The 19,230-nt window shown below is 38.2% G+C and carries 17 protein-coding genes and 1 pseudogene; 7 read left to right on the top strand and 11 right to left on the bottom strand.

Annotated features, from left to right (window positions below):
• Nucleotides 1-334: 334 nt before the first annotated feature.
• The 3 genes from D172_RS08460 to D172_RS08450 are packed head-to-tail and all read right to left on the bottom strand — an operon-like array spanning nucleotide 335 to nucleotide 3,133.
• Nucleotides 335-1,543, bottom strand: a complete 1,209-nt coding sequence (locus D172_RS08460) for an ABC transporter permease (RefSeq protein WP_007375771.1) — start codon at nucleotides 1,541-1,543, stop codon at nucleotides 335-337.
• Nucleotides 1,536-2,324, bottom strand: coding sequence for an ATP-binding cassette domain-containing protein (locus tag D172_RS08455; protein WP_007375770.1), 789 nt, complete (start codon nucleotides 2,322-2,324; stop codon nucleotides 1,536-1,538). Before D172_RS08455 ends, D172_RS08460 begins: the two co-directional genes overlap by 8 nt.
• Nucleotides 2,321-3,133, bottom strand: coding sequence for a DUF3025 domain-containing protein (locus D172_RS08450; protein WP_007375769.1), 813 nt, complete (start codon nucleotides 3,131-3,133; stop codon nucleotides 2,321-2,323). Before D172_RS08450 ends, D172_RS08455 begins: the two co-directional genes overlap by 4 nt.
• Before the next feature lie 113 nt (nucleotides 3,134-3,246).
• Between D172_RS08450 and D172_RS08445 the strand changes: the two genes are divergently transcribed.
• On the top strand, nucleotides 3,247-4,872 hold the full coding sequence (locus tag D172_RS08445; protein WP_007375768.1) for a M28 family metallopeptidase: 1,626 nt from the start codon (nucleotides 3,247-3,249) through the stop codon (nucleotides 4,870-4,872).
• A gap of 242 nt (nucleotides 4,873-5,114) precedes the next feature.
• A complete protein-coding gene (locus D172_RS08440) occupies nucleotides 5,115-6,284 on the top strand; it encodes a putative manganese transporter (protein WP_007375766.1) in 1,170 nt (389 codons plus the stop codon).
• Between the two features lie 47 nt (nucleotides 6,285-6,331).
• Here the strand turns inward: D172_RS08440 and D172_RS08435 are convergent.
• From D172_RS08435 to seqA, 7 genes and pseudogenes are all read right to left on the bottom strand, one after another.
• Nucleotides 6,332-6,579 (bottom strand): annotated as a pseudogene (locus D172_RS08435) (DUF4282 domain-containing protein).
• 268 nt (nucleotides 6,580-6,847) lie between these two features.
• Nucleotides 6,848-8,434 (bottom strand): dihydrolipoyllysine-residue acetyltransferase, encoded by a 1,587-nt coding sequence (locus tag D172_RS08430; protein WP_007375764.1) that lies wholly within the window; start codon nucleotides 8,432-8,434, stop codon nucleotides 6,848-6,850.
• Nucleotides 8,435-8,442: 8 nt separating this feature from the next.
• Nucleotides 8,443-9,420 (bottom strand): alpha-ketoacid dehydrogenase subunit beta, encoded by a 978-nt coding sequence (locus D172_RS08425; RefSeq protein WP_007375763.1) that lies wholly within the window; start codon nucleotides 9,418-9,420, stop codon nucleotides 8,443-8,445.
• Nucleotides 9,420-10,634, bottom strand: coding sequence for a thiamine pyrophosphate-dependent dehydrogenase E1 component subunit alpha (locus D172_RS08420; RefSeq protein WP_007375762.1), 1,215 nt, complete (start codon nucleotides 10,632-10,634; stop codon nucleotides 9,420-9,422). The genes D172_RS08425 and D172_RS08420 overlap by 1 nt, the downstream gene beginning before the upstream one ends.
• A 265-nt stretch (nucleotides 10,635-10,899) precedes the next feature.
• Nucleotides 10,900-11,952 (bottom strand): succinylglutamate desuccinylase, encoded by a 1,053-nt coding sequence (gene astE, locus D172_RS08415; RefSeq protein WP_007375761.1) that lies wholly within the window; start codon nucleotides 11,950-11,952, stop codon nucleotides 10,900-10,902.
• A 121-nt stretch (nucleotides 11,953-12,073) separates the two neighbouring features.
• Nucleotides 12,074-13,711, bottom strand: a complete 1,638-nt coding sequence (pgm, locus tag D172_RS08410) for a phosphoglucomutase (alpha-D-glucose-1,6-bisphosphate-dependent) (protein WP_007375760.1) — start codon at nucleotides 13,709-13,711, stop codon at nucleotides 12,074-12,076.
• Between the two features lie 9 nt (nucleotides 13,712-13,720).
• A complete protein-coding gene (seqA, locus tag D172_RS08405) occupies nucleotides 13,721-14,317 on the bottom strand; it encodes a replication initiation negative regulator SeqA (RefSeq protein ID WP_007375759.1) in 597 nt (198 codons plus the stop codon).
• A 220-nt stretch (nucleotides 14,318-14,537) separates the two neighbouring features.
• Here seqA and D172_RS08400 point away from each other — a divergent pair, with 220 nt between their 5' ends.
• The 5 genes from D172_RS08400 to fur all read left to right on the top strand — a co-directional run bounded on the left by D172_RS08400 (nucleotide 14,538) and on the right by fur (nucleotide 17,075).
• Nucleotides 14,538-15,305 carry an alpha/beta fold hydrolase gene (locus tag D172_RS08400; protein WP_007375758.1) on the top strand — a complete coding sequence of 256 codons (768 nt, stop codon included), beginning with the start codon at nucleotides 14,538-14,540 and terminating at the stop codon, nucleotides 15,303-15,305.
• A 95-nt stretch (nucleotides 15,306-15,400) separates the two neighbouring features.
• Nucleotides 15,401-15,622, top strand: a complete 222-nt coding sequence (locus tag D172_RS08395; RefSeq protein WP_002962930.1) for a DUF2788 domain-containing protein — start codon at nucleotides 15,401-15,403, stop codon at nucleotides 15,620-15,622.
• 2 nt (nucleotides 15,623-15,624) lie between these two features.
• On the top strand, nucleotides 15,625-15,903 hold the full coding sequence (gene ybfE / locus D172_RS08390) for a LexA regulated protein (protein WP_002962928.1): 279 nt from the start codon (nucleotides 15,625-15,627) through the stop codon (nucleotides 15,901-15,903).
• A 14-nt stretch (nucleotides 15,904-15,917) separates the two neighbouring features.
• Nucleotides 15,918-16,445 (top strand): flavodoxin FldA, encoded by a 528-nt coding sequence (fldA, locus tag D172_RS08385; RefSeq protein WP_007375757.1) that lies wholly within the window; start codon nucleotides 15,918-15,920, stop codon nucleotides 16,443-16,445.
• Between the two features lie 186 nt (nucleotides 16,446-16,631).
• A complete protein-coding gene (fur, locus tag D172_RS08380) occupies nucleotides 16,632-17,075 on the top strand; it encodes a ferric iron uptake transcriptional regulator (protein ID WP_002962922.1) in 444 nt (147 codons plus the stop codon).
• A 307-nt stretch (nucleotides 17,076-17,382) separates the two neighbouring features.
• On the opposite strand, the gene glnS is transcribed toward fur, so the two are convergent.
• On the bottom strand, nucleotides 17,383-19,041 hold the full coding sequence (gene glnS / locus D172_RS08375) for a glutamine--tRNA ligase (protein ID WP_007375756.1): 1,659 nt from the start codon (nucleotides 19,039-19,041) through the stop codon (nucleotides 17,383-17,385).
• Between the last annotated feature and the right edge of the window lie 189 nt (nucleotides 19,042-19,230).

The following is a 19,230-nucleotide window of genomic DNA, read 5'->3' as shown; positions in this document are numbered from 1 at the left end:
TGTTTAAAAGGTTTTTTATACCAATCCGCAATAATACTTAATCAATTTCAGGGATTAAATCTGACTTTAACTGCGTTAAAATTCCTGTTATACGACTGCGTGGATGCAGGAGGTAGAGCAATTAGTGATAACAATTAAATAAAGAAGTTTTTGCTTTGTTATCAACATAATTTTCTTACTTCAAAATAGGTCACGTAATTAAGGGTATTGGTATTATTGATGATTTCCATAATTAAAATCAACATATAAAAATAGCAGCTAAACGCTGCTATAAAACTTAAATATACGATTACTGGCTTTGGTAATAAATTACCAAAGCCAGGATAACTTTATATCATCTAAAAAGTACATCTTCGCGATTAAACCACTTAACGCAAAAGGCCAGTAGCCCTGCAGCAATGATTGCAGTGGCTAAAAATATTAAGCCTATGAATGTGTAATCAACAGTCCCTTTTACTATTTCTTTAATCGCTAAAGCCACGTTTGTAACTGGAATAAATGCTGTTTTAGCAGTGAGTTCCATATTTGGCATTATTGAAATAATAATCGGGAAAAATACGCCCATACTAAGTGGTGCCATATAGTTTTGCGCTTCTTTAAACGTGCGAGCATAGATAGATATAGCCAGAGCTAAGGCCGAAAATATAGCTGCAACCGGTAATAATAGTAAAAATATCATCAGTAAGTCGGTAACTGCTAATGTACTAAATGCCGCTTTAATAAAATCAAGATCGGCAAATGCGAGCGCCAGTGCTATCCAGCAGCCCATACTTAAGACCGTTATGGTTGTGGAGGCAATGGATGTAGTTAACAAGGTTATAAATTTACCAAGCACCAGCTCTGTACGCGTAATAGGTGTAAGTAGGAGTGTTTCTAGCGTGCCACGTTCTTTTTCGCCAGCGCCTAAATCAATAGCGGGATAAGTTGCCCCCATCAATACTAATGGAATAAGTAAATAAGGTAAAAACCCGCCAATTTTTTCGCCAAGGTTTTCACGTTTATCGGCTGTATCCACTTTTATGACTTCAATCGGATTAAGAATAGATTTTTGAACAGACTCTTCAATACCAAAACTGATTAGCTTTTGAGTTTGCAGCACGTCACTGTATTCTTTTGCGAGTTCTTTAACGCGTTCGAATAAAAAGTTGATAGATTTTGAATCGTTAAAAACAACCTGCCACTGGCTTTGTTTTCCATCGTCCAATGTTTGCACAGCATGACTTGGTAAATAAATACCCATATCAATATCGCCAGCGATTACGCCTGCTTTAAGCTCATCAATATTGTTAAAGGTTTTATCCCCTTTATAAAGCTCAAAACTTTTGTGATAAAACACTTTGTCAGTAAATTCTTGTGCGTATTCACCGTTGATAATCGCGTAAGTATTTACTTTTTGCTCAGCGTCCATTGCAGCTTGCGAGCTTATAAATGCCATTACGGCAAACAATAACGGAAATATAGCAACAGGGAGCGCGACTACAAATAATAGCGTTTTTTTATCGCGTAATAACTCTCTTAATTCCTTTTTAAATACCTCAAACATCATGTTTCTCCGTTAATATATTCATAAACGCTTGGTTAAGCTCATCACTATTGCCTGCTTGTTTAAACTCTTCTACTGTCCCGTCAAAACAGCTAATACCTTCGTTAATTACGGCGACACGGTCACATAAAAGTGCAACTTCATCTAGATGATGGGTTGAGAAAATAACAGGTGTCCCCTGCGCCTTTAAACCTTTGATAAATTTAATAACTGTTTGTGTTGTCATTATATCAAGGCCCGTTGTTGGCTCATCAAGCACAACAACTGCTGGGCGATGAACAACCGCACGCGCAATATTTGCTTTTTGCTTCATACCTGTTGAAAGGTTTTCTGCCCGTTTATCTACAAATTTGTGCATATCAAGCAATGTAAATAGCTCATCACAACGCGTTGTTATATCGCTTTTGTTCATGCCATGAAGCTTTGCAAAATACTCTATATTTTCTTTTACAGTTAAGCGGCCATACAACCCTGTAGAGCCTGATAAAAAACCAATAGACTTACGTCCCAATAGCGGTTTTTTTACAATATCGTTTCCGGCAATCGTTATTGAGCCTTCATCGGGCTTTAACGCGGTTGAAATCATTCTAAGTGTCGTCGTTTTACCCGCACCATTTGGGCCGAGCAATCCAAGTACCTCACCTTTAGCGCAACTAAAATTAACGTCTCGTACTGAGTGAAAGTAGTCTTTATCTTCACGAGGATCGATGTCGTCTATTTTATTTTTTTTGTGATCTTTAGTTAGCTTAAATTTCTTTTTAAGCCCAGCAACTTCTATCATGTTCGCATCCTTCGTTTCGCTCTAAAATAATCTGTATTGTTGTAAAAAGAGTCGTCTTTGTTTTCGTCATGCCAGCCAGGCACACCTAATAAAGGCAGTGGTGAAAGCTTTTTGTTATCGGCTAAGCAGTTATCTGTATTAATCATCTCATAAAGGGCTTGGTCAAGGTACTGGTATTGAGTTACTAAATCTTTACAAAATATTTCATTAGGTACACAAACAAATAACGCTTTACCCGTTAAACCTATATAAGGCTTTGTTAGCATTTCATAATTAGCATGACCAAACATAAAAGGTTTTATTGTTTTACCCCACTCATGTCTGTGTTCAACGAATGCAGTTTTCCATTGGTGATCGCAAAGCCACTGCTGCCATTTACTCTCACTTATAGCTAATACAACGCCACATTCATCAAAAAGCGTTAGTGCATTACGATGCTTGGTACGCTGTTGCAGTCCATGCTCAGCTATATCTTGTACATGTCTATGGTTTATTAACGCTTTGGTTTTAGGAAATAAACACCATATAAACCCACCGAACAAGTCATGCCAATTTTCACTGCGTGTAGGCACAACACCCATCTCAAAAATTACTTGCTCGTAATACCGATCGCCAAAGTCTACCTTTGTATCTTCTTCAAAAGTAATAGGGATATTATTCTCATTTATAGCGGTTAAAAATGGAGAAAACCACTGCGGCGCCGGCCAATCTGTCAGTTCGTTAACTTTAAATAGCTCACGTAAATGCGCAAATGCACCTGTTTCTAAACTACTGATTTGCCACTGCTCGGGGGGAGTAAAACGCTTCATTTAAACCTTTAACAATTTATGCCTATAATTTACGATAAGTTTACCGCAAAAACTGGTTCTGCTTAATAGAAGTTAATATACTAATCACAACTTAAAACAAAAAAAGAGCTGACATGAAACATTATTTCTCTCTCACACTCCTCGCTACTGCTGTTTTAGCAGGTTGCGCAACAACAAGTATCACTCCTACTGATGTAACAAATGGTTATAACAGTATTCAAGCTAATGAACTGGCTAAACATGTAAAAGTACTCGCATCGGATGAGTTTGGTGGCCGTGCTCCTTCATCACCTGGCGAAAAGCTAACGCTTGATTATTTAACTGCGCAGTTTAAAGCTTTAGGCTTAGAGCCTGGTAATGGCGACAGTTATTTACAAGAAGTGCCATTGGTTTCTTTAGAAGCTGATTCGAACATGGTGCTTAGTATTGGTGGTAAAGACTATCAATATAAAAAAGACATGGTTATGGGTAGCAGCCGCATTAGCGCACAAGAAGGCATAGAAAATTCTGAACTCGTATTTGTGGGCTACGGCGTTAATGCACCTGAGTACAATTGGAATGACTACGAAGGGTTAGACGTTAAGGGCAAAACGGTTGTAATGCTGGTTAACGATCCGGGCTTTGCAACAAAAGACCCTGCTTTATTTACTGGCGATGCAATGACTTATTACGGTCGTTGGACATACAAATATGAAGAAGCAAGTCGACAAGGTGCAGCTGGCGCAATTATTATTCATGAAACAGCACCTGCATCTTACCCGTGGTCTGTTGTTGAAAACTCGTGGAGCGGTGAGCAGTTTGGTTTTCAAAAAGAAAACAACAATATGGATCGTGTAGCTGTTGAAGGCTGGGTTACAACTGACGTAGCAAAAGAGCTTTTCACTAAAGCAGGTTTAGATTTTGATACCGTTAAAACAAATGCTGCTAAAGGTGCTTACCATGTTGATATGGGCGATTTAACTGCTTCTGTTAATGTTAAAAATACGATTAAAAAATCAGTGTCGTATAACTTTATTGCCACGTTACCAGGAAGCGAGCAAGTAGATGAGCATGTTATTTACTCAGCTCACTGGGATCACTTAGGTACGGATAAAACACGTAAAGGCGATCAAATTTATAACGGTGCTCATGACAACGCAACGGGTACAGCTGGGCTAATTGAAGTAGCTGAAGCCTTTACTAAGTTACCTAAGCACCCTAGCCGTTCAATGACATTTTTAGCGGTAACTGCTGAAGAGCAAGGCTTACTTGGCTCTAAATACTATGCAGCAAACCCAGTAATTGCAGCGAATAAAACAGTCGCTAACATAAACATGGATAGCTTAAATTTATTAGGCAAAGTAAAAGACATGAATGTGGTTGGTATTGGTAAATCACAAATGGATGAGTTTTTAGCAACTGCAGCTAAAGAGCAAGGCAGAACAATATCAGGCGATCCTAAACCGTCATCTGGTGGCTATTACCGCTCTGATCACTTTGCATTTGCTAACATGGGTATTCCAGCCATGTACGCCGGTGGCGGCACAGTAGCTGCTGATGAAGAAACGGCTAATTACCGTAAACGTATGAGCTTAGTACTTCGCGGTTGTTACCATCAACCATGTGATCGTTATAGAGATGAATGGGATTTATCGGGTGCTGTTCAAGACTTACAATTGTTTTATAAAGTAGGTTTTGATATTTCTGAGCAAGAGCAATGGCCAACGTGGAATACAAATTCAGAATTTCAACGTAAATAATATAAGTCGTGTTTACCATCAAAGGTTAAATTTACAGCGATGTGTTTTTTATTTTTAGGTTAGGTAGCCTATTGTGGTTATAACCCACAAGTAGGTGATATTGACACATAAATGGATACGCACATTGTTTTATTTTAATCGGAAATTCAAACAAGCATTCGACTTAATTAATGTAAATGATATTGATTATCGTTTAATTAAAATATACAGTGTGACTTAGATAATTTATTAGGTCGCATTGTATGATTCTACTCTCTCACTTTGGTTTAATAACTCCCGCGTCAAGACAGTTTATAGGCCAAAACAAACGTTTATTGCTACCTTTATTTATATTGGTTTGCTTAGCATTACCTACCTTACGTGAAATTACTGTGATTGCGTTAAGCGATGCTTTTTTTCAAGTGAGTGTGTTTGTTGCTGCTACCCTTTTGATTTATTACTACGCTATAGAGCATTTACCTCAACTAGAGCTGAGTTATTTAAGTGCTAAGTCGCCTATTTTAGAAATTAGTTTTGCTGCTGTTTTAGGTGCATTACCTGGCTGTGGTGGCGCTATTATAGTTGTTACGCAGTTTACTAAAGGTCAAGCGAGCTTTGGCTCTATTGTTGCGGTGCTAACAGCAACGATGGGCGATGCTGCTTTTTTGCTACTTGCCACACGCCCTACTGAAGGTTTAATTATTATGGGGATAGGATTAACTGTCGGTATAGTAAGTGGATTACTTGTTAATGCAATGCACAGTAAAGATTTTTTACGCCCAACAGCGCAAGAACAAAAACATCAAATTAAAATTTTACCCACTAATATTATTAAAATTAGTAAACCTGTGTGGATGATAACAATTGTACCTAGCTTAATCATTGCTTTCTTAATTGCATTTAATGTCGACTTCACAAAATTTGGCACAAATATAGATACTATGATCAATTTTTTTGGTGCCGCAATGGCACTCTTTGTTGTCAGTATTTGGGCATTTTCGTCAAAGGGTGAAAGTTATAAAGAAGTGACCTCAGAAGATGATACGTGCAATCCTCCTTCTAAAATAATTAAAGTATTACAAGACACACACTTTGTAACTGCATGGGTAGTAGCCTCTTTTATGTTATTTGAAATTTTAGTCAATATTGCAGGACTGAACTTAAAAACGTGGTTTGTACATTATGCCTATTTAGCACCGCTTATTGCAGTTGTTATTGGGTTTTTACCTGGCTGTGGCCCGCAAATAATTGTCACTACATTGTATATTCAAGGCATTATTCCCTTTAGTGCTTTAGCAGGAAACGCGATTTCTAACGATGGTGATGCGTTATTTCCAGCAATAGCAATGGCTCCTAGAGCTGCAGTGATAGCTACGCTTTATACATCTATTCCTGCTTTGGCCGTGGGCTATGGCATTTATTTTTTAAGTTAAAATTGCCATATACAAAAAAGCTCAGCAATTGCTGAGCTTGGTTTTAATTAATTTTCTTTATCAGCTATTTTTTGTAAATTACTATTTATTTTAATAACACAATCACAAACTCACACCAAACTCTTGCACCAATTGCTCCGAAAACAATAATGCCAATACCAGTAATAAAGCCACCACCATAACTTGTGAACATAGCAGTAATCCCTGAAACTAATGAAGCAAATAAAATTAGCCAGTAGATAAAAGTGATTATTTTAGGGGTTATCATTGAATCGAAAAAGAAAAGATCTTTCATTGTAATCCTTATTATTTTTTATAAGTGGATTTGATATTCGTACCTACATTAAAACAAAATTGCAGAGTTCAAATTAAGATAGTATGAGGGGGTTTATAAATTGACTAAGTAAAAGTCAATATTATTTCAAACATCCCTATATCAAACCACAATCCATTGAGTGTTGATTAAACTTGTTCAACAAATAAATCTTAATATAAAGCAATTTATTTTAAAACAAAAAACCAGCAAATTGCTGGTTTTTTATCAGTTTTAAACAATTATATTATTAACTCATAGCCATCATCATTACCGATGGATTTTCTAAGTACGATTTCCATAGGTTATTAAAACGAGCAATAGTCCCGCCATCAATAACGCGATGATCGCCAGACCAACTCACTTGCATAATAGCTTTACTCACAACTTGCCCACTTTCGTCAAAACGCGGTAAGTGCTGCAGTTTACCAAGCGCAACAATAGCCACTTCTGGTTTATTAATGATAGGGGTTGCGATAGTGCCGCCAATTGCACCAATATTAGAGATGCTAATCGTCCCACCTTTTAAATCATCCGGTGCAACACGCCCTTCTCGCGCTGAATGAGTTAAGCGAGTTAAATCATTGGCTACATCTACAATGCTTTTACTCTGGCACGATTTAATATTAGGCACTAACAAGCCAATTTTTGAATCAACCGCTATACCAATATTATGATCGCTATAATAGGTAAGCTCTGAGCAATCATCATTCACTTTTGAATTCAGTACAGGGTACTCTTTCATTGCTAGCGAGAGTGCTTTTACAAAAAATGGCATCATGGTGAGCTTTACGCCTTGTGCTTTGTACTGCTCTTTTAAGGAGCTGCGCAAAGCTATAAGCTGTGTTAAGTCTATTTCATCACTAAACGTAAAGTGCGGAATAGTTGAAACCGATGCCACCATTTGCTTGGCCATGGCCGCTTTAATGCCTTTAATTTGCTCTACTCGTACACCACCGCTTTGATTCTGTGTTTGGTTTTGTACTGCACTTTGAGAAGCATCGCTATTAAGCGGTGAAGTATCAATAGTATTTGGCACTTCGCCTTTTACAAACTCTTCAATATCTTGCTTGTAAATACGGCCATTTTTTCCACTACCTGGAACGCACGTTAAATCAACATCTAGCTCACGTGCTTTACGACGAACCGCGGGGGATGCAACCGCTTTTTGATTGATAACTTTAGCAGCTTGCTGCGTTTTAACAGAGGCAACTTTTTCAGCGACGGCATTAGTTTGAGCCCTTACGACCGCTTGGTTTATATCAACATTTGGTTTTGCTGCACTGCCTGCAATTGTCATTTGAAACAACGGGCTATGTACTTTTGCTATTTCACCTTTTTGGTAATATAGTTTTTTTACTGTGCCTGTATATTTTGCCGGAATTTGTACTAATGCTTTGTCGGTCATTACGTCACAAACCGCTTGGTCTTCTTCTATTTCATCGCCTTCTGCGACTAACCAATCAACAATCTCACATTCGACAATACCTTCACCAATATCTGGGAGTATAAAGTCCTCAACTACATCAGATACATTGTTATTAGTTTGATTTTCAGCTTGAACTGGCTCCTCTACTACTTCATTACTCGTACTATCACCAGTTACATCCATAGCAAATAAAGGTGCATGTACTTTAGCAATTTCACCTTTTTGATAATATAGCTTTGAAATAATGCCATCATGCACTGCCGGAATTTGTACTAATGCTTTGTCTGTCATCACATCACAAATTGGCTGATCCTCAGATACGGTATCGCCTTCTTGAACTAGCCACTCAACAACTTCGCATTCAACAATGCCTTCACCAATATCGGGTAATATAAAATCTTTAGCCATGGTACCCCCTAAAAATCCATTGATTGTTTAATTGCAGCCAACACTTTTAGTGCGTCCGGTACGTATTCTTTTTCAAGTGCCAACGGGTATGGTGTATCTAGGCCACATACACGTAAAATTGGCGACTCTAAATGCAAGAAACACGCTTGTTGTATTGTTGCTGCTATCTCGGCACCAAAGCCATTAGTTATGGGCGCTTCATGACTCACGATTAAACGGCCGGTTTTAATAACCGATTTAGCAATCGTTTCAACATCCCATGGTAAAATACTACGAAGATCTATTACTTCACAGCTTATACCTTGCTCGCTTGCTTGCTGTGCTACCGCTTCAATAATTTCCATTTGAGCACCCCACGCTAAAAGCGTAATATCGGTACCCTCTTGTACTACTTCAGCAGAGCCTAATTCAATACTGTAATCTTCTTCTGGCACTTCGCCTGTTGATGCACGATATAAACGCTTAGGCTCAAAAAATATGACCGGGTTATCATCTTTAATTGCAGCACGTAATAAACCTTTAGCCTGATAAGGGTTACGCGGTACAACCACTTTTAAGCCCGGTGTATGTGCAAAATAAGCTTCGGGTGATTGCGAGTGATATAAGCCACCTGCAATACCACCGCCATAAGGCGTACGAATAGTTAAGTTACCAACATTAAATTCATTACCACTGCGATAACGAAATTTAGCAGCTTCATTTACTATTTGATCGAACGCTGGAAAAATATAATCAGCGAATTGAATTTCTGCCAATGCAGGTGCACCAAATGCCGCTAAACCATTAGCAAAGCCTAAAATACCTTGCTCGGTTAAAGGCGTATTAAAAACACGATGTTTACCGTACTTTTCTTGTAAGCCTGATGTTGCTCTAAATACACCACCGAAGTAACCAACATCTTCACCAAAAATACAGGCTTGAGGGTGTTCATTCATCGTAATATCGAGGGCAGAGTTAATTGCGTGGAGCATGTTCATTTTAGCCATTACTTAATTCTCCCTGCGGTTACTGGGTAAGCATCTGGATGCTGTTTTATATGTTTTTTTAATTGCTCGTACTGGCGTTGCAATAATGGAATTGGTGTATCGTAAACGTCAGATACCAGTTCTTCTAAAGCGGGCTTTGCAACAACTTCAGCACGTTTAAGCGCTGCTAAAATTTCTTCACGAATCGACTCTTTTGCTTTTATATCGTCTTCTTCGTTTAACCAGTCTTGTTTGACCAGCCATTTTCTAAATTTATCAATAGGACAGGTTTGATTATTTGCTTCTTCATCTTTAGATCGATAACCACTTGGATCGTCTGACGTAGAATGCGCGCCTAATCGATAAGCAATTGATTCAATAAGTACAGGTTCACCTTGTGTTGAGGCTATTTCCCGTGCTTTTTTAGTCGCTGCATACACAGCAAGTGCATCTGTGCCATCAACACGAATTGTTTTAATACCATAACCAACACCACGCGAGGCGATACCATCGCCTTTAAATTGCTCATCAGCAGGGGTAGATATGGCATAGCCGTTATTACGTGCAAAAAATATAACCGGCGCTCTGTGAACAGCGGCCATATTTAAACCGGCATGAAAGTCACCTTCTGATGCAGCACCTTCGCCAAAGTAACAAATAGTCACATTATCAATTGTGCTGGCAAGCTCGCCTGTTTTAGCGTCGATGTGCTTTATTTTTTGGCCATATGCATAACCCGTTGCTTGTGGTATTTGCGTACCCAATGGCGATGAAATCGTCATGTAGTTTAGCGCTTTAGAGCCATAATGGATTGGCATTTGGCGACCTTTGCCTAAATCCAATTCATTTGAAAACATTTGGTTCATAAATTGATCAAGTGTAAAACCACGGTAATGCAATGCAGCTTGTTCACGATATTGCGCCATGATCATATCGTCTTGATCAAGTGCAGCAGCAGAGGCTGTAACTGCGGCTTCTTCGCCTAGGCATTGCATATAAAAACTAACACGGCCTTGGCGCTGCGCGCCTTGCATACGTTCATCTAACAAACGTATAAAACGCATTGTTTCATATAACTTAATAGCGGTATGTTTTGAAATGTCAGGTGCGGTTGCACTAGGATGGATGTCGCCGTCCTCAGTTAAAATACTAAGGGTTGGAATATTAAGTGCTTGACCATCAATAAATTCAAGCGCGTGGTTAATATTCAGCGATACGTTATTTGGATTACTCATAACCTACCTTCTTTTGTTGTCGGTAAAACAGTGCCCCTTTAAATTATTATTGTGGGTGATTGTTGCTGGTTAAACTTTGCAACATCTGCACTATCTTTAATTAAAGCTGCCAACACTTTACGTTAACGTAAAGTGTTATTCAACAAATCTGGGACGAAACAAAAGCAAATACTGGCTAAATAAGTGGCAAGTTAACGATACGGTTACTTTAATTAATAGTAATCATATAGTTAACTTTAAGTTACTAGTGGTCTGATGAGTCAAATTAGATGAAATTACTATCAATATCCATTGGAATAACAGTAAGGAGTGCTCTTTGCCCTGATGCTACGCTCGCATTTGGAAAAATAATAGCCTCTCCTTCAACGTCAGCGTAAATCGCTGTATCACCGTCGGTTGCAAGTAGTTCACCTTTCGCAAAGCCAGTAAAGTTCTCAGCATCGTCAGAAAAAGGAAAACTAAAATCGTGCTGCGTTCTATTAATTGTGCGGTGCACTGCAAATAATTCAAAATCGTTTGCATTAAATTCAGGATATTTAACTTCATTTTGACTAATTAATGCAGTTAAGGTTTGCTTTGTTTTTTCAAAGCGGGCCATATCATTTTGGCCAAATGGTTTAACCTGACCCAGCTCTACCGTAAAAGAGTCAGCACCGTGTCTAAATGACGAATAATAGCTAAATGTTGTTGCAGGAGATTTCATCATAAGCACGGTATTTACACCACAGCTCAATAAAAATTGTAACTGCGACTTTTTCCATGGCTTACCATGTAAAAATGGATACACAGCAAATTTTTCGTTTTTAGAGCCTCTAATTGCGGTGTGTAAGTCGTAATGACTTCGGCTGCGGCCTTGCTCACCACGGGCATAAAAATCGCTTACGTACTGCTCAAGCTTTGCAGCGCGGTTTCGCTCATTATTCATTGGTACACCTTCAACTGTATGGTGACCATTAAATAATCTATTTAAGTTTTCTTCTACAAAACGCAGGCCAATATTAATTGATTGTGGATTACCGTAAATAAACAAAACACGCTGCTTAAGTATCAGCTCGCCTTTTATAATTTGTTTAATGAGCGTATCACAAATTTCAATTGGCGCAGTTTCGTTACCGTGTACAGCGCTTGAATAAATTACATCTTTGCTTGTTTTAACAGCAGGTTGAAACTCAATTACACCGGTATCGTGTATATTTACACGAGTCCCATTATCTAAAACAAACTCAGCTGCATCTAAATGCCATTCGTTGTCACGACTAAGCGTTAAAAAATCGCCCGTTTGTTTTAATTCATTTAAGTAAGATGGATTGGCTGACATATAATAAGCCCTTTAAAAATAATGTGGGAGTATACTTTTATGCATATATTTTTATAAATACACAAGGTATAGAAACGAAAACGGCTGAATAAATCAGCCGTTTTAAAATTATTAGATTAAGTTAGCTTATAACTGAATCTACAAGCTTTTTAGCTTCTTTTTCAAGTAACGCTAAATGCGCTTCACCTTTAAATGATTCAAGGTATATTTTATAAATATCTTCAGTACCCGAAGGACGCGCTGCAAACCAGCCATTTTCAGTGACCACTTTTAAACCACCAATGGCGGCATCGTTACCTGGTGCATGAGTCAATTTTTGCAAAATAGGCTCGCCAGCAAGTGTATCTGCTTTAACATCAGAAGCACTCAATGCTTTTAAACGTGATTTTTGACCGCTTGTGGCTGGTGCATCTAGGCGTTTATAAATTGGAGAACCAAACTCTTGTTCTAATTCTTTATAAAGCGCTGATGGCGTTTTACCTGTCACAGCAAGTATTTCTGCAGCGAGTAGCCCCATTATGAAGCCGTCTTTATCTGTACACCATACAGAGCCATCAAAACGTAAGAATGCCGCACCGGCGCTTTCTTCGCCACCAAACGCAAGTTTGCCTTTACTTAAGCCTTCAACAAACCATTTAAAGCCTACGGGTACTTCTTTAACTTTACGGCTGTTACGAGCAGCTACTTTGTCAATCATAGAGCTAGAAACCAATGTTTTACCAATTTCTACGGTTTCATTCCAATCACGGTGTTTAAGTAAGTAATCGATTGCCACTGCTAAAAAGTGGTTTGGATTCATTAAACCATCTGGCGTTACAATACCGTGGCGATCGTAGTCAGGGTCGTTACCAATAGACACATCAAAATCATCTTTTAATGCAATAAGATTCGCCATTGAATAAGGTGATGAACAATCCATACGAATTTTGCCATCTTTATCAAGTGGCATAAAAGCAAAACGTGGGTCAACAACATCATTAACAACGGTTAAATCTAAATTATATTTTTTAGCAATAACAGGCCAAAAATTAATACCCGAACCACCAAGTGGATCGATACCAATTTTGATACCTGCATCGCTAATTGCTTTTAAATTAACGATATTTGCTAAATCATCAATATAAGGAGTCATTAAATCTTCGTAGCGGATAAAACCTGAACGCGATGCTTTAGCGAATGGGAATAACTCAACTTCAACTAAATCTTCTAATAAAAGTTGATTAGCTCTGTCTTCAATCCATTTAGTGACGTCGGTATCAGCAGGTCCGCCATTAGGTGGGTTGTACTTAAAGCCACCATCTTCAGGAGGGTTATGCGACGGGGTAACTACAATCCCGTCTGCAAGCTCATTTGGGTGTAGCTTGTTATGACTTACGATGGCATGACTGATTACAGGTGTTGGTGTAAAGTCACCGTTTTCTTGCGTTATCACTTGCACTTCGTTAGCAACTAAAACTTCAATAGCTGAATTAAATGCAGCCTCACTCAATGCGTGCGTATCTTTACCTAAAAATAACGGACCAAAAATATCATTTTGTTTTCTGTAATCACAAATAGCTTGAGTAATCGCCAAAATGTGTGATTCGTTAAATTTAACATCGTAAGAACACCCACGGTGGCCTGATGTACCAAAAGCAACGCAATGCTCAGGGTTCTGCTCAAGATCTGGTTCATTTAAATAATAGGCAGATACTAATTTTGGAACATTAACCAGTGCCGATTGTGGAGCAGTTTTACCTGCGCCTGAGTGAATAGCCATTATATTTCCTTACAGGTAATCGCGAATTTTTTCAGCTTGCTCTGCACTGTAACCAAGGCAAAGAGCCACTTCATGAAGCATCATTTTTTTACGCGTTGTATTAGAATTCGTCATAACCCAATATTCACTATCAGTTATGTTTTTAGGATTCATGCTACTGCCGCTATTAACTAAGTCTTCTTTGCTGGTAGCAAAGTAAACACGGTCGCGGCCTTTTATATCTAATACAGCCGAAAAGTCAGTTTTATGTGTACGGTAAAATGCACTTAAAATAAACAAAAAACGTCCAACAACGCCCTTTTGCATTGCCAGCTCTTCTTTATTTAGTACATTAAAAATATTATCACTTTTTTGCTGCACAGGTGCGTGAGCTACAGGTGTTTGTTTTTTTGTAGTCTCAGCAGCCGTTGGGTCTGAGCTTTTTAATGTAGCAGTGGACGTAGTCGCAGTTTGATTGTTTTGAGTTAGTTCTACGTTTGCGGTTAGAATTTTTTCGCCGCTCAGATTTAATAAACGACGTAAAATAGTGGATGCACTTTCACCAATACTTTGCGTATTGCTTGCAATATATTGATATAATTCGTCGTCTATGTCGATTTGTTTCATGTTATTCCTGTCATTACGGGTCACATTTCTTTCTCCCGTGTGATTATACCCAAACCAATCAGAAATGCGAGTTACAACAAGCACTCCCGTAAACATATTAATATTTACTTGATTGTTGTTGATTTAACAAACAAAAGCCCAATTGAATAAATAGTCGCTGTATTTTTTGCTTTTTAGAGCAATGCTCGGCAAACTATGGCCAAATTTTCAGGAGGCTAGTATGCAGTTAAATTACAAGCAACAAGGGCAAGGTCCTAACGTTATTTTGATCCACGGGCTTTTTGGATCATTAGAAAACTTAAATGTTATTGCAAAGCCATTAAGTGAACACTTTAATGTTATAAACGTTGATTTGCGTAACCATGGTCTGTCACCTCATAGCGATGAAATGAATTACCCAGCAATGGCACAAGATATTGTTGAGTTATTAGCCCGTTTAAACATAGACAAGGCCCATTTAGTTGGCCACTCTATGGGTGGTAAAGTGGCAATGGAATTAGCACTTACCCATCCTGAGCTGGTAAATAAATTGGTTGTACTTGATATTGCACCTGTTAGTTACCCCGCTCGCCACACAAAAATACTGCAAGCATTAAAAGCAGTTTCAGCACAATCAATCGACGATCGAAAACAAGCTGATGCAATTATGCAGCCTTTTATCGAAGAGCTTGGAGTTCGACAATTTTTACTTAAAAGCCTCGCTAAAAATGAAGAAGGTCGTTTTGCGTGGCGATTTAACTTAAATGTGCTCAATGAAAAATATTCGACAATCACATCCAATGTTAATGAAAACAATTCTTGTTTATGCGATACTATTTTCATTAAAGGCAACGATTCTGACTATATTTTGCCCGAACATCGTACTGCAATTACAACACGCTTTAAAAACACCAAGGCTAAAATTATTCATGGAGCAGGTCATTGGCTTCATGCTCAAAAGCCCCTTGCTGTTAATAAAGCGATAAATGACTTTTTAACTGCGATTTAAAGTAATTTTAATCGCGTGTTTTTGATTCTGCGCACTAAATATATCAATATTTATATGCTATAGTACGCGCCGTTTAATTTAAAGGTTATACGTTGATGGTCAGTCAGTTAATTAACGAATTTGATACCCTAGGGTTGTATTTTGGCTTAGCCGGTATTTTCATATTCATCGGCATGGCAATTAAAGACGTACTAAAAAGTGGTAATGTACCAAAGTTCGGACAATACATTGTCTGGGGCGTGCTCTTTTTAGGTTGTTCAGGCTTTATTGCTAAAGGGCTTATTCAAGTATTTTGGCAAGGCGCAGGTGTAGGTTAAGCATGGCGAAGTCAGAAACAGATAGAACTACACTCGATTTATTTGAATACGAAAAACGCCCAGGCAGGCCTAAAACCAATCCCCTTTCACGGGATATGCAGTTAAAGGTAAATAAACGTAATCAAATAAAAAGAGATAAAGCACGTGGTTTAAAACGTGTTGAATTTAAAGTTTCATCACAGTTATATCAAGCATTAAGTGATATGGCAGATGCACAAAATATTAGCCGCAGTGCGCTGATTGAAACGATTTTACAAGAAAGATTGGCTATTGATACATAAAAGGTTTTAAATCCATGGCAAGTGTAGGCATTTTTTTCGGAAGTGACACAGGTAACACAGAACACGTAGCAAAAATGATCCAAAAAGAATTGGGTAAAAAGCTAGTGGCTGTTCATGATATTGCAAAAAGCTCTAAAGAAGAGATAGCTGAATTTGATTTAATCTTATTCGGTATTCCGACTTGGTACTACGGCGAAGCGCAATGTGACTGGGACGACTTTTTCCCTGAGCTTGAGGAAGTGGACTTCGAAGGTAAGCTTGTGGCTATTTTTGGTTGTGGAGACCAAGAAGATTACGCAGAGTACTTTTTAGATGCAATGGGCATGATCAACGATATCGTTACTGAGCGTGGCGCTATTGTTGTGGGCCATTGGCCAAGCGAAAGCTATGACTTTGAAGCGTCTAAAGGCATGGCTGATGAGAAGCACTTTGTAGGCCTGGGTATCGACGAAGACCGTCAACCAGAGCTAACTGAGCAACGTGTTAAAGCATGGTCGGCTCAAGTGTATGAAGAAATGTGTTTAAGTGAATTAGCTGACTAATTTTCTACATATATCGCGAGCTGTTTAAATAACTATCAAACAGTTAGCGATTTAAGCTTTAATAGCAATATAAATCAATTGTTCTTTGCACTTAACGCTTAGGCACGTTATCCTGTTTATTGCTAATGTGTCGTGTACATCTTTGCAAGATGTCTAGTATAACCAAATAAAATTGAGACAGATTTAATGACTGATCATAACTTGGAACTTAAAAAAGCCGGTTTAAAAGTAACTTTACCGCGTATTAAAATATTAGAGATTTTACAATCTCCAGATAACCAACACATCAGTGCTGAAGATGTTTACAAAATTCTTTTGGATCTAGGTGAAGAAATTGGTCTTGCGACTGTATACCGCGTACTTAACCAATTTGATGATGCAGGTATTGTAAGCCGTCATCACTTTGAAGGTGGAAAATCAGTATTTGAACTCTCAGGAAGCACGCACCACGATCATTTAGTATGTCTGAAATGTGGTAAAGTTGTAGAGTTTGAAGATGATATGATTGAACGTCGTCAACTTGAGATTGCTGAAGAAAATGGGATTACCCTTACAAATCATTCTTTGTATTTATACGGTGAGTGTAATGATAAAGCAGCGTGTAAAGAGTTTAGCGACGCAAACAGCTAATAGCGCTTTTTAAAGCAATAAAAAACCTGCTAATTGCAGGTTTTTTTGTGTCTAAAATAAATACTTAGTAAATATACCCAGTAAATACTGGGGATACTAAACCTGAACTCTGGTTAAGAGATTTACCAACGTATTGAATCATGGTGATATTCAAATTTATTTTCTCTAGCCAGAGATTTTAAGTGAAAACAAGGCGAATTCACGCGTCAATAGCTGGCCTATTGCAAGTAAATTCAACGCAGTTAGCGCTGAAAATAGCTGCTCGAGATAGATTTATTATCCAGAGTTCAGGTTTTTTAGATATTACTTATTGAGTTTTAGACCATGAATCACGAAGACCGACTGTTTGGTTAAATACAACGTTCTCTGATTTCGAATCACGAGAGAAATAACCCGTACGCTCAAACTGAAAGCCCTGCTCTGCTTGAGAATCAGCAAGCGATGGCTCTAATTTAGCGTTTGGCAAAACAACCAATGACTCTGGGTTTAGTGTTGTTTCGAACTCATCAGCAGCTGCTGGGTTTGGTACGCTAAACAAACGGTCGTATAAACGCACTTCTGCAGTGATAGACTCTGGTGCTGAAACCCAGTGAATAACGCCTTTTACTTTACGTCCATCACTTGGGTTTTTACCAAGTGTTTCGCTGTCGTAAGTACAGAAGATAGTTGTGATTTCGCCATTTTCGTCTTTTTCAACACGCTGCGCTTTAATAACATAAGCACCACGTAAGCGTACTTCTTTATCAAGTACTAAACGTTTGAATTTGTTATTTGCTTCTTCTTTGAAGTCTTCACGTTCGATATAAATTTCACGCGTAAACGGTACATCACGACGACCCATTTCTTCTTTATTTGGGTGATTAGCCACAGATAAAATTTCAACCTTGTCTGCATCGTAGTTTTCAATAACTATTTTAACAGGATCGAGTACACCCATTGCACGTGGTGCATTTTCGTTTAAGTCTTCACGGATACAGGCTTCAAGCATGCCCATTTCAACCATATTCTCTTGTTTTGTTACACCAATACGCAAACAAAATTCACGAATTGAACCTGGTGTATAGCCACGACGACGTAAACCTGCAATTGTAGGCATACGTGGGTCGTCCCACCCTTCTACATGCTTATTAACCACTAAATCACTAAGCTTACGCTTAGACATAATTGTATATTCAAGATTTAAACGTGAGAACTCAATTTGCTGCGGGTGACATTCTAAACTGATGTTATCAAGTACCCAGTCGTATAAACGGCGGTTATCTTGAAACTCTAATGTACATAATGAATGTGTAATACCTTCAAGCGCATCAGAAATACAGTGCGTGAAGTCATACATAGGGTAAATGCACCACTTATCAGCTGTTTGATGATGGTGAGCAAAACGCACACGGTAAATAATTGGATCGCGAAGCACCATAAATGAGCTTGCCATATCAATTTTAGCACGCAGAACACATTCACCCTCTTTGAATTCACCAGCACGCATTTTTTCAAATAACGCTAGGTTTTCTTCAACTGACGTGTCTCTATATGGACTGTTTTTACCTGGCTCTTTTAATGTACCACGGTACTGTCGCGCTTCGTCTGCAGTTAAAAAACAAACGTACGCTAAGCCTTTATTTATTAGCTCAACTGCGTAACCATATAAAGTATCAAAATAGTTAGAAGAATACTTTATGTCGCCATCCCAATTAAAGCCTAACCACTGTACATCCTCTTTAATAGAGTTAACGTAGTTAATGTCTTCTTTTTCAGGGTTTGTATCGTCAAAACGTAGGTTACATAAACCGTTGTAGTCTTTTGCGATACCAAAATTTAAGCAAATTGATTTTGCATGACCAATATGTAAAAAACCATTTGGTTCAGGTGGAAAACGTGTATGCGTTGTAGCATGTTTCCCGCTTGCTAAGTCTTCATCAATTCGGGTTCTAATAAAGTTACTTGGGCGATTCTCAATTTCCGCCATAGGAGTGTGATCCTCTAATATTACGTAATAACAAAACTAATGCATTATTACAAAAACATACACTAACATACAGCAATAGATTAAGGTTTATTTTAGATATTGATTAACTTTAATCCACAGGTTCCATTGTTTATGAATAAAATTTGTTTTAACGCAATATTTAAGTCATCAAAACCGATTATAGTAATC

Origin of the sequence: Pseudoalteromonas sp. Bsw20308 (genome assembly GCF_000310105.2) — a bacterium.
GTDB classification, from domain to species: Bacteria; Pseudomonadota; Gammaproteobacteria; order Enterobacterales; family Alteromonadaceae; genus Pseudoalteromonas; species Pseudoalteromonas fuliginea.
The sequence above is the reverse complement of the archived record's forward strand: the minus strand, read 5'-3'. Positions and strand labels throughout refer to the sequence as shown.

What these genes read in the sequence shown, in the direction of transcription:
- D172_RS08430 (WP_007375764.1), bottom strand. Translation starts at nt 8,434, where the DNA reads ATGGCTAAAGATTTTATATTACCCGATATTGGTGAAGGCATTGTTGAA.
- D172_RS08425 (WP_007375763.1), bottom strand. Translation starts at nt 9,420, where the DNA reads ATGGCTAAAATGAACATGCTCCACGCAATTAACTCTGCCCTCGATATT.
- fur (WP_002962922.1), top strand. Translation starts at nt 16,632, where the DNA reads ATGACTGATCATAACTTGGAACTTAAAAAAGCCGGTTTAAAAGTAACT.
- D172_RS08450 (WP_007375769.1), bottom strand. Translation starts at nt 3,133, where the DNA reads ATGAAGCGTTTTACTCCCCCCGAGCAGTGGCAAATCAGTAGTTTAGAA.
- D172_RS08395 (WP_002962930.1), top strand. Translation starts at nt 15,401, where the DNA reads ATGGTCAGTCAGTTAATTAACGAATTTGATACCCTAGGGTTGTATTTT.
- fldA (WP_007375757.1), top strand. Translation starts at nt 15,918, where the DNA reads ATGGCAAGTGTAGGCATTTTTTTCGGAAGTGACACAGGTAACACAGAA.
- D172_RS08420 (WP_007375762.1), bottom strand. Translation starts at nt 10,634, where the DNA reads ATGAGTAATCCAAATAACGTATCGCTGAATATTAACCACGCGCTTGAA.
- D172_RS08400 (WP_007375758.1), top strand. Translation starts at nt 14,538, where the DNA reads ATGCAGTTAAATTACAAGCAACAAGGGCAAGGTCCTAACGTTATTTTG.
- ybfE (WP_002962928.1), top strand. Translation starts at nt 15,625, where the DNA reads ATGGCGAAGTCAGAAACAGATAGAACTACACTCGATTTATTTGAATAC.
- D172_RS08460 (WP_007375771.1), bottom strand. Translation starts at nt 1,543, where the DNA reads ATGTTTGAGGTATTTAAAAAGGAATTAAGAGAGTTATTACGCGATAAA.
- pgm (WP_007375760.1), bottom strand. Translation starts at nt 13,711, where the DNA reads ATGGCTATTCACTCAGGCGCAGGTAAAACTGCTCCACAATCGGCACTG.
- D172_RS08455 (WP_007375770.1), bottom strand. Translation starts at nt 2,324, where the DNA reads ATGATAGAAGTTGCTGGGCTTAAAAAGAAATTTAAGCTAACTAAAGAT.
- astE (WP_007375761.1), bottom strand. Translation starts at nt 11,952, where the DNA reads ATGTCAGCCAATCCATCTTACTTAAATGAATTAAAACAAACGGGCGAT.
- D172_RS08440 (WP_007375766.1), top strand. Translation starts at nt 5,115, where the DNA reads ATGATTCTACTCTCTCACTTTGGTTTAATAACTCCCGCGTCAAGACAG.
- glnS (WP_007375756.1), bottom strand. Translation starts at nt 19,041, where the DNA reads ATGGCGGAAATTGAGAATCGCCCAAGTAACTTTATTAGAACCCGAATT.
- seqA (WP_007375759.1), bottom strand. Translation starts at nt 14,317, where the DNA reads ATGAAACAAATCGACATAGACGACGAATTATATCAATATATTGCAAGC.
- D172_RS08445 (WP_007375768.1), top strand. Translation starts at nt 3,247, where the DNA reads ATGAAACATTATTTCTCTCTCACACTCCTCGCTACTGCTGTTTTAGCA.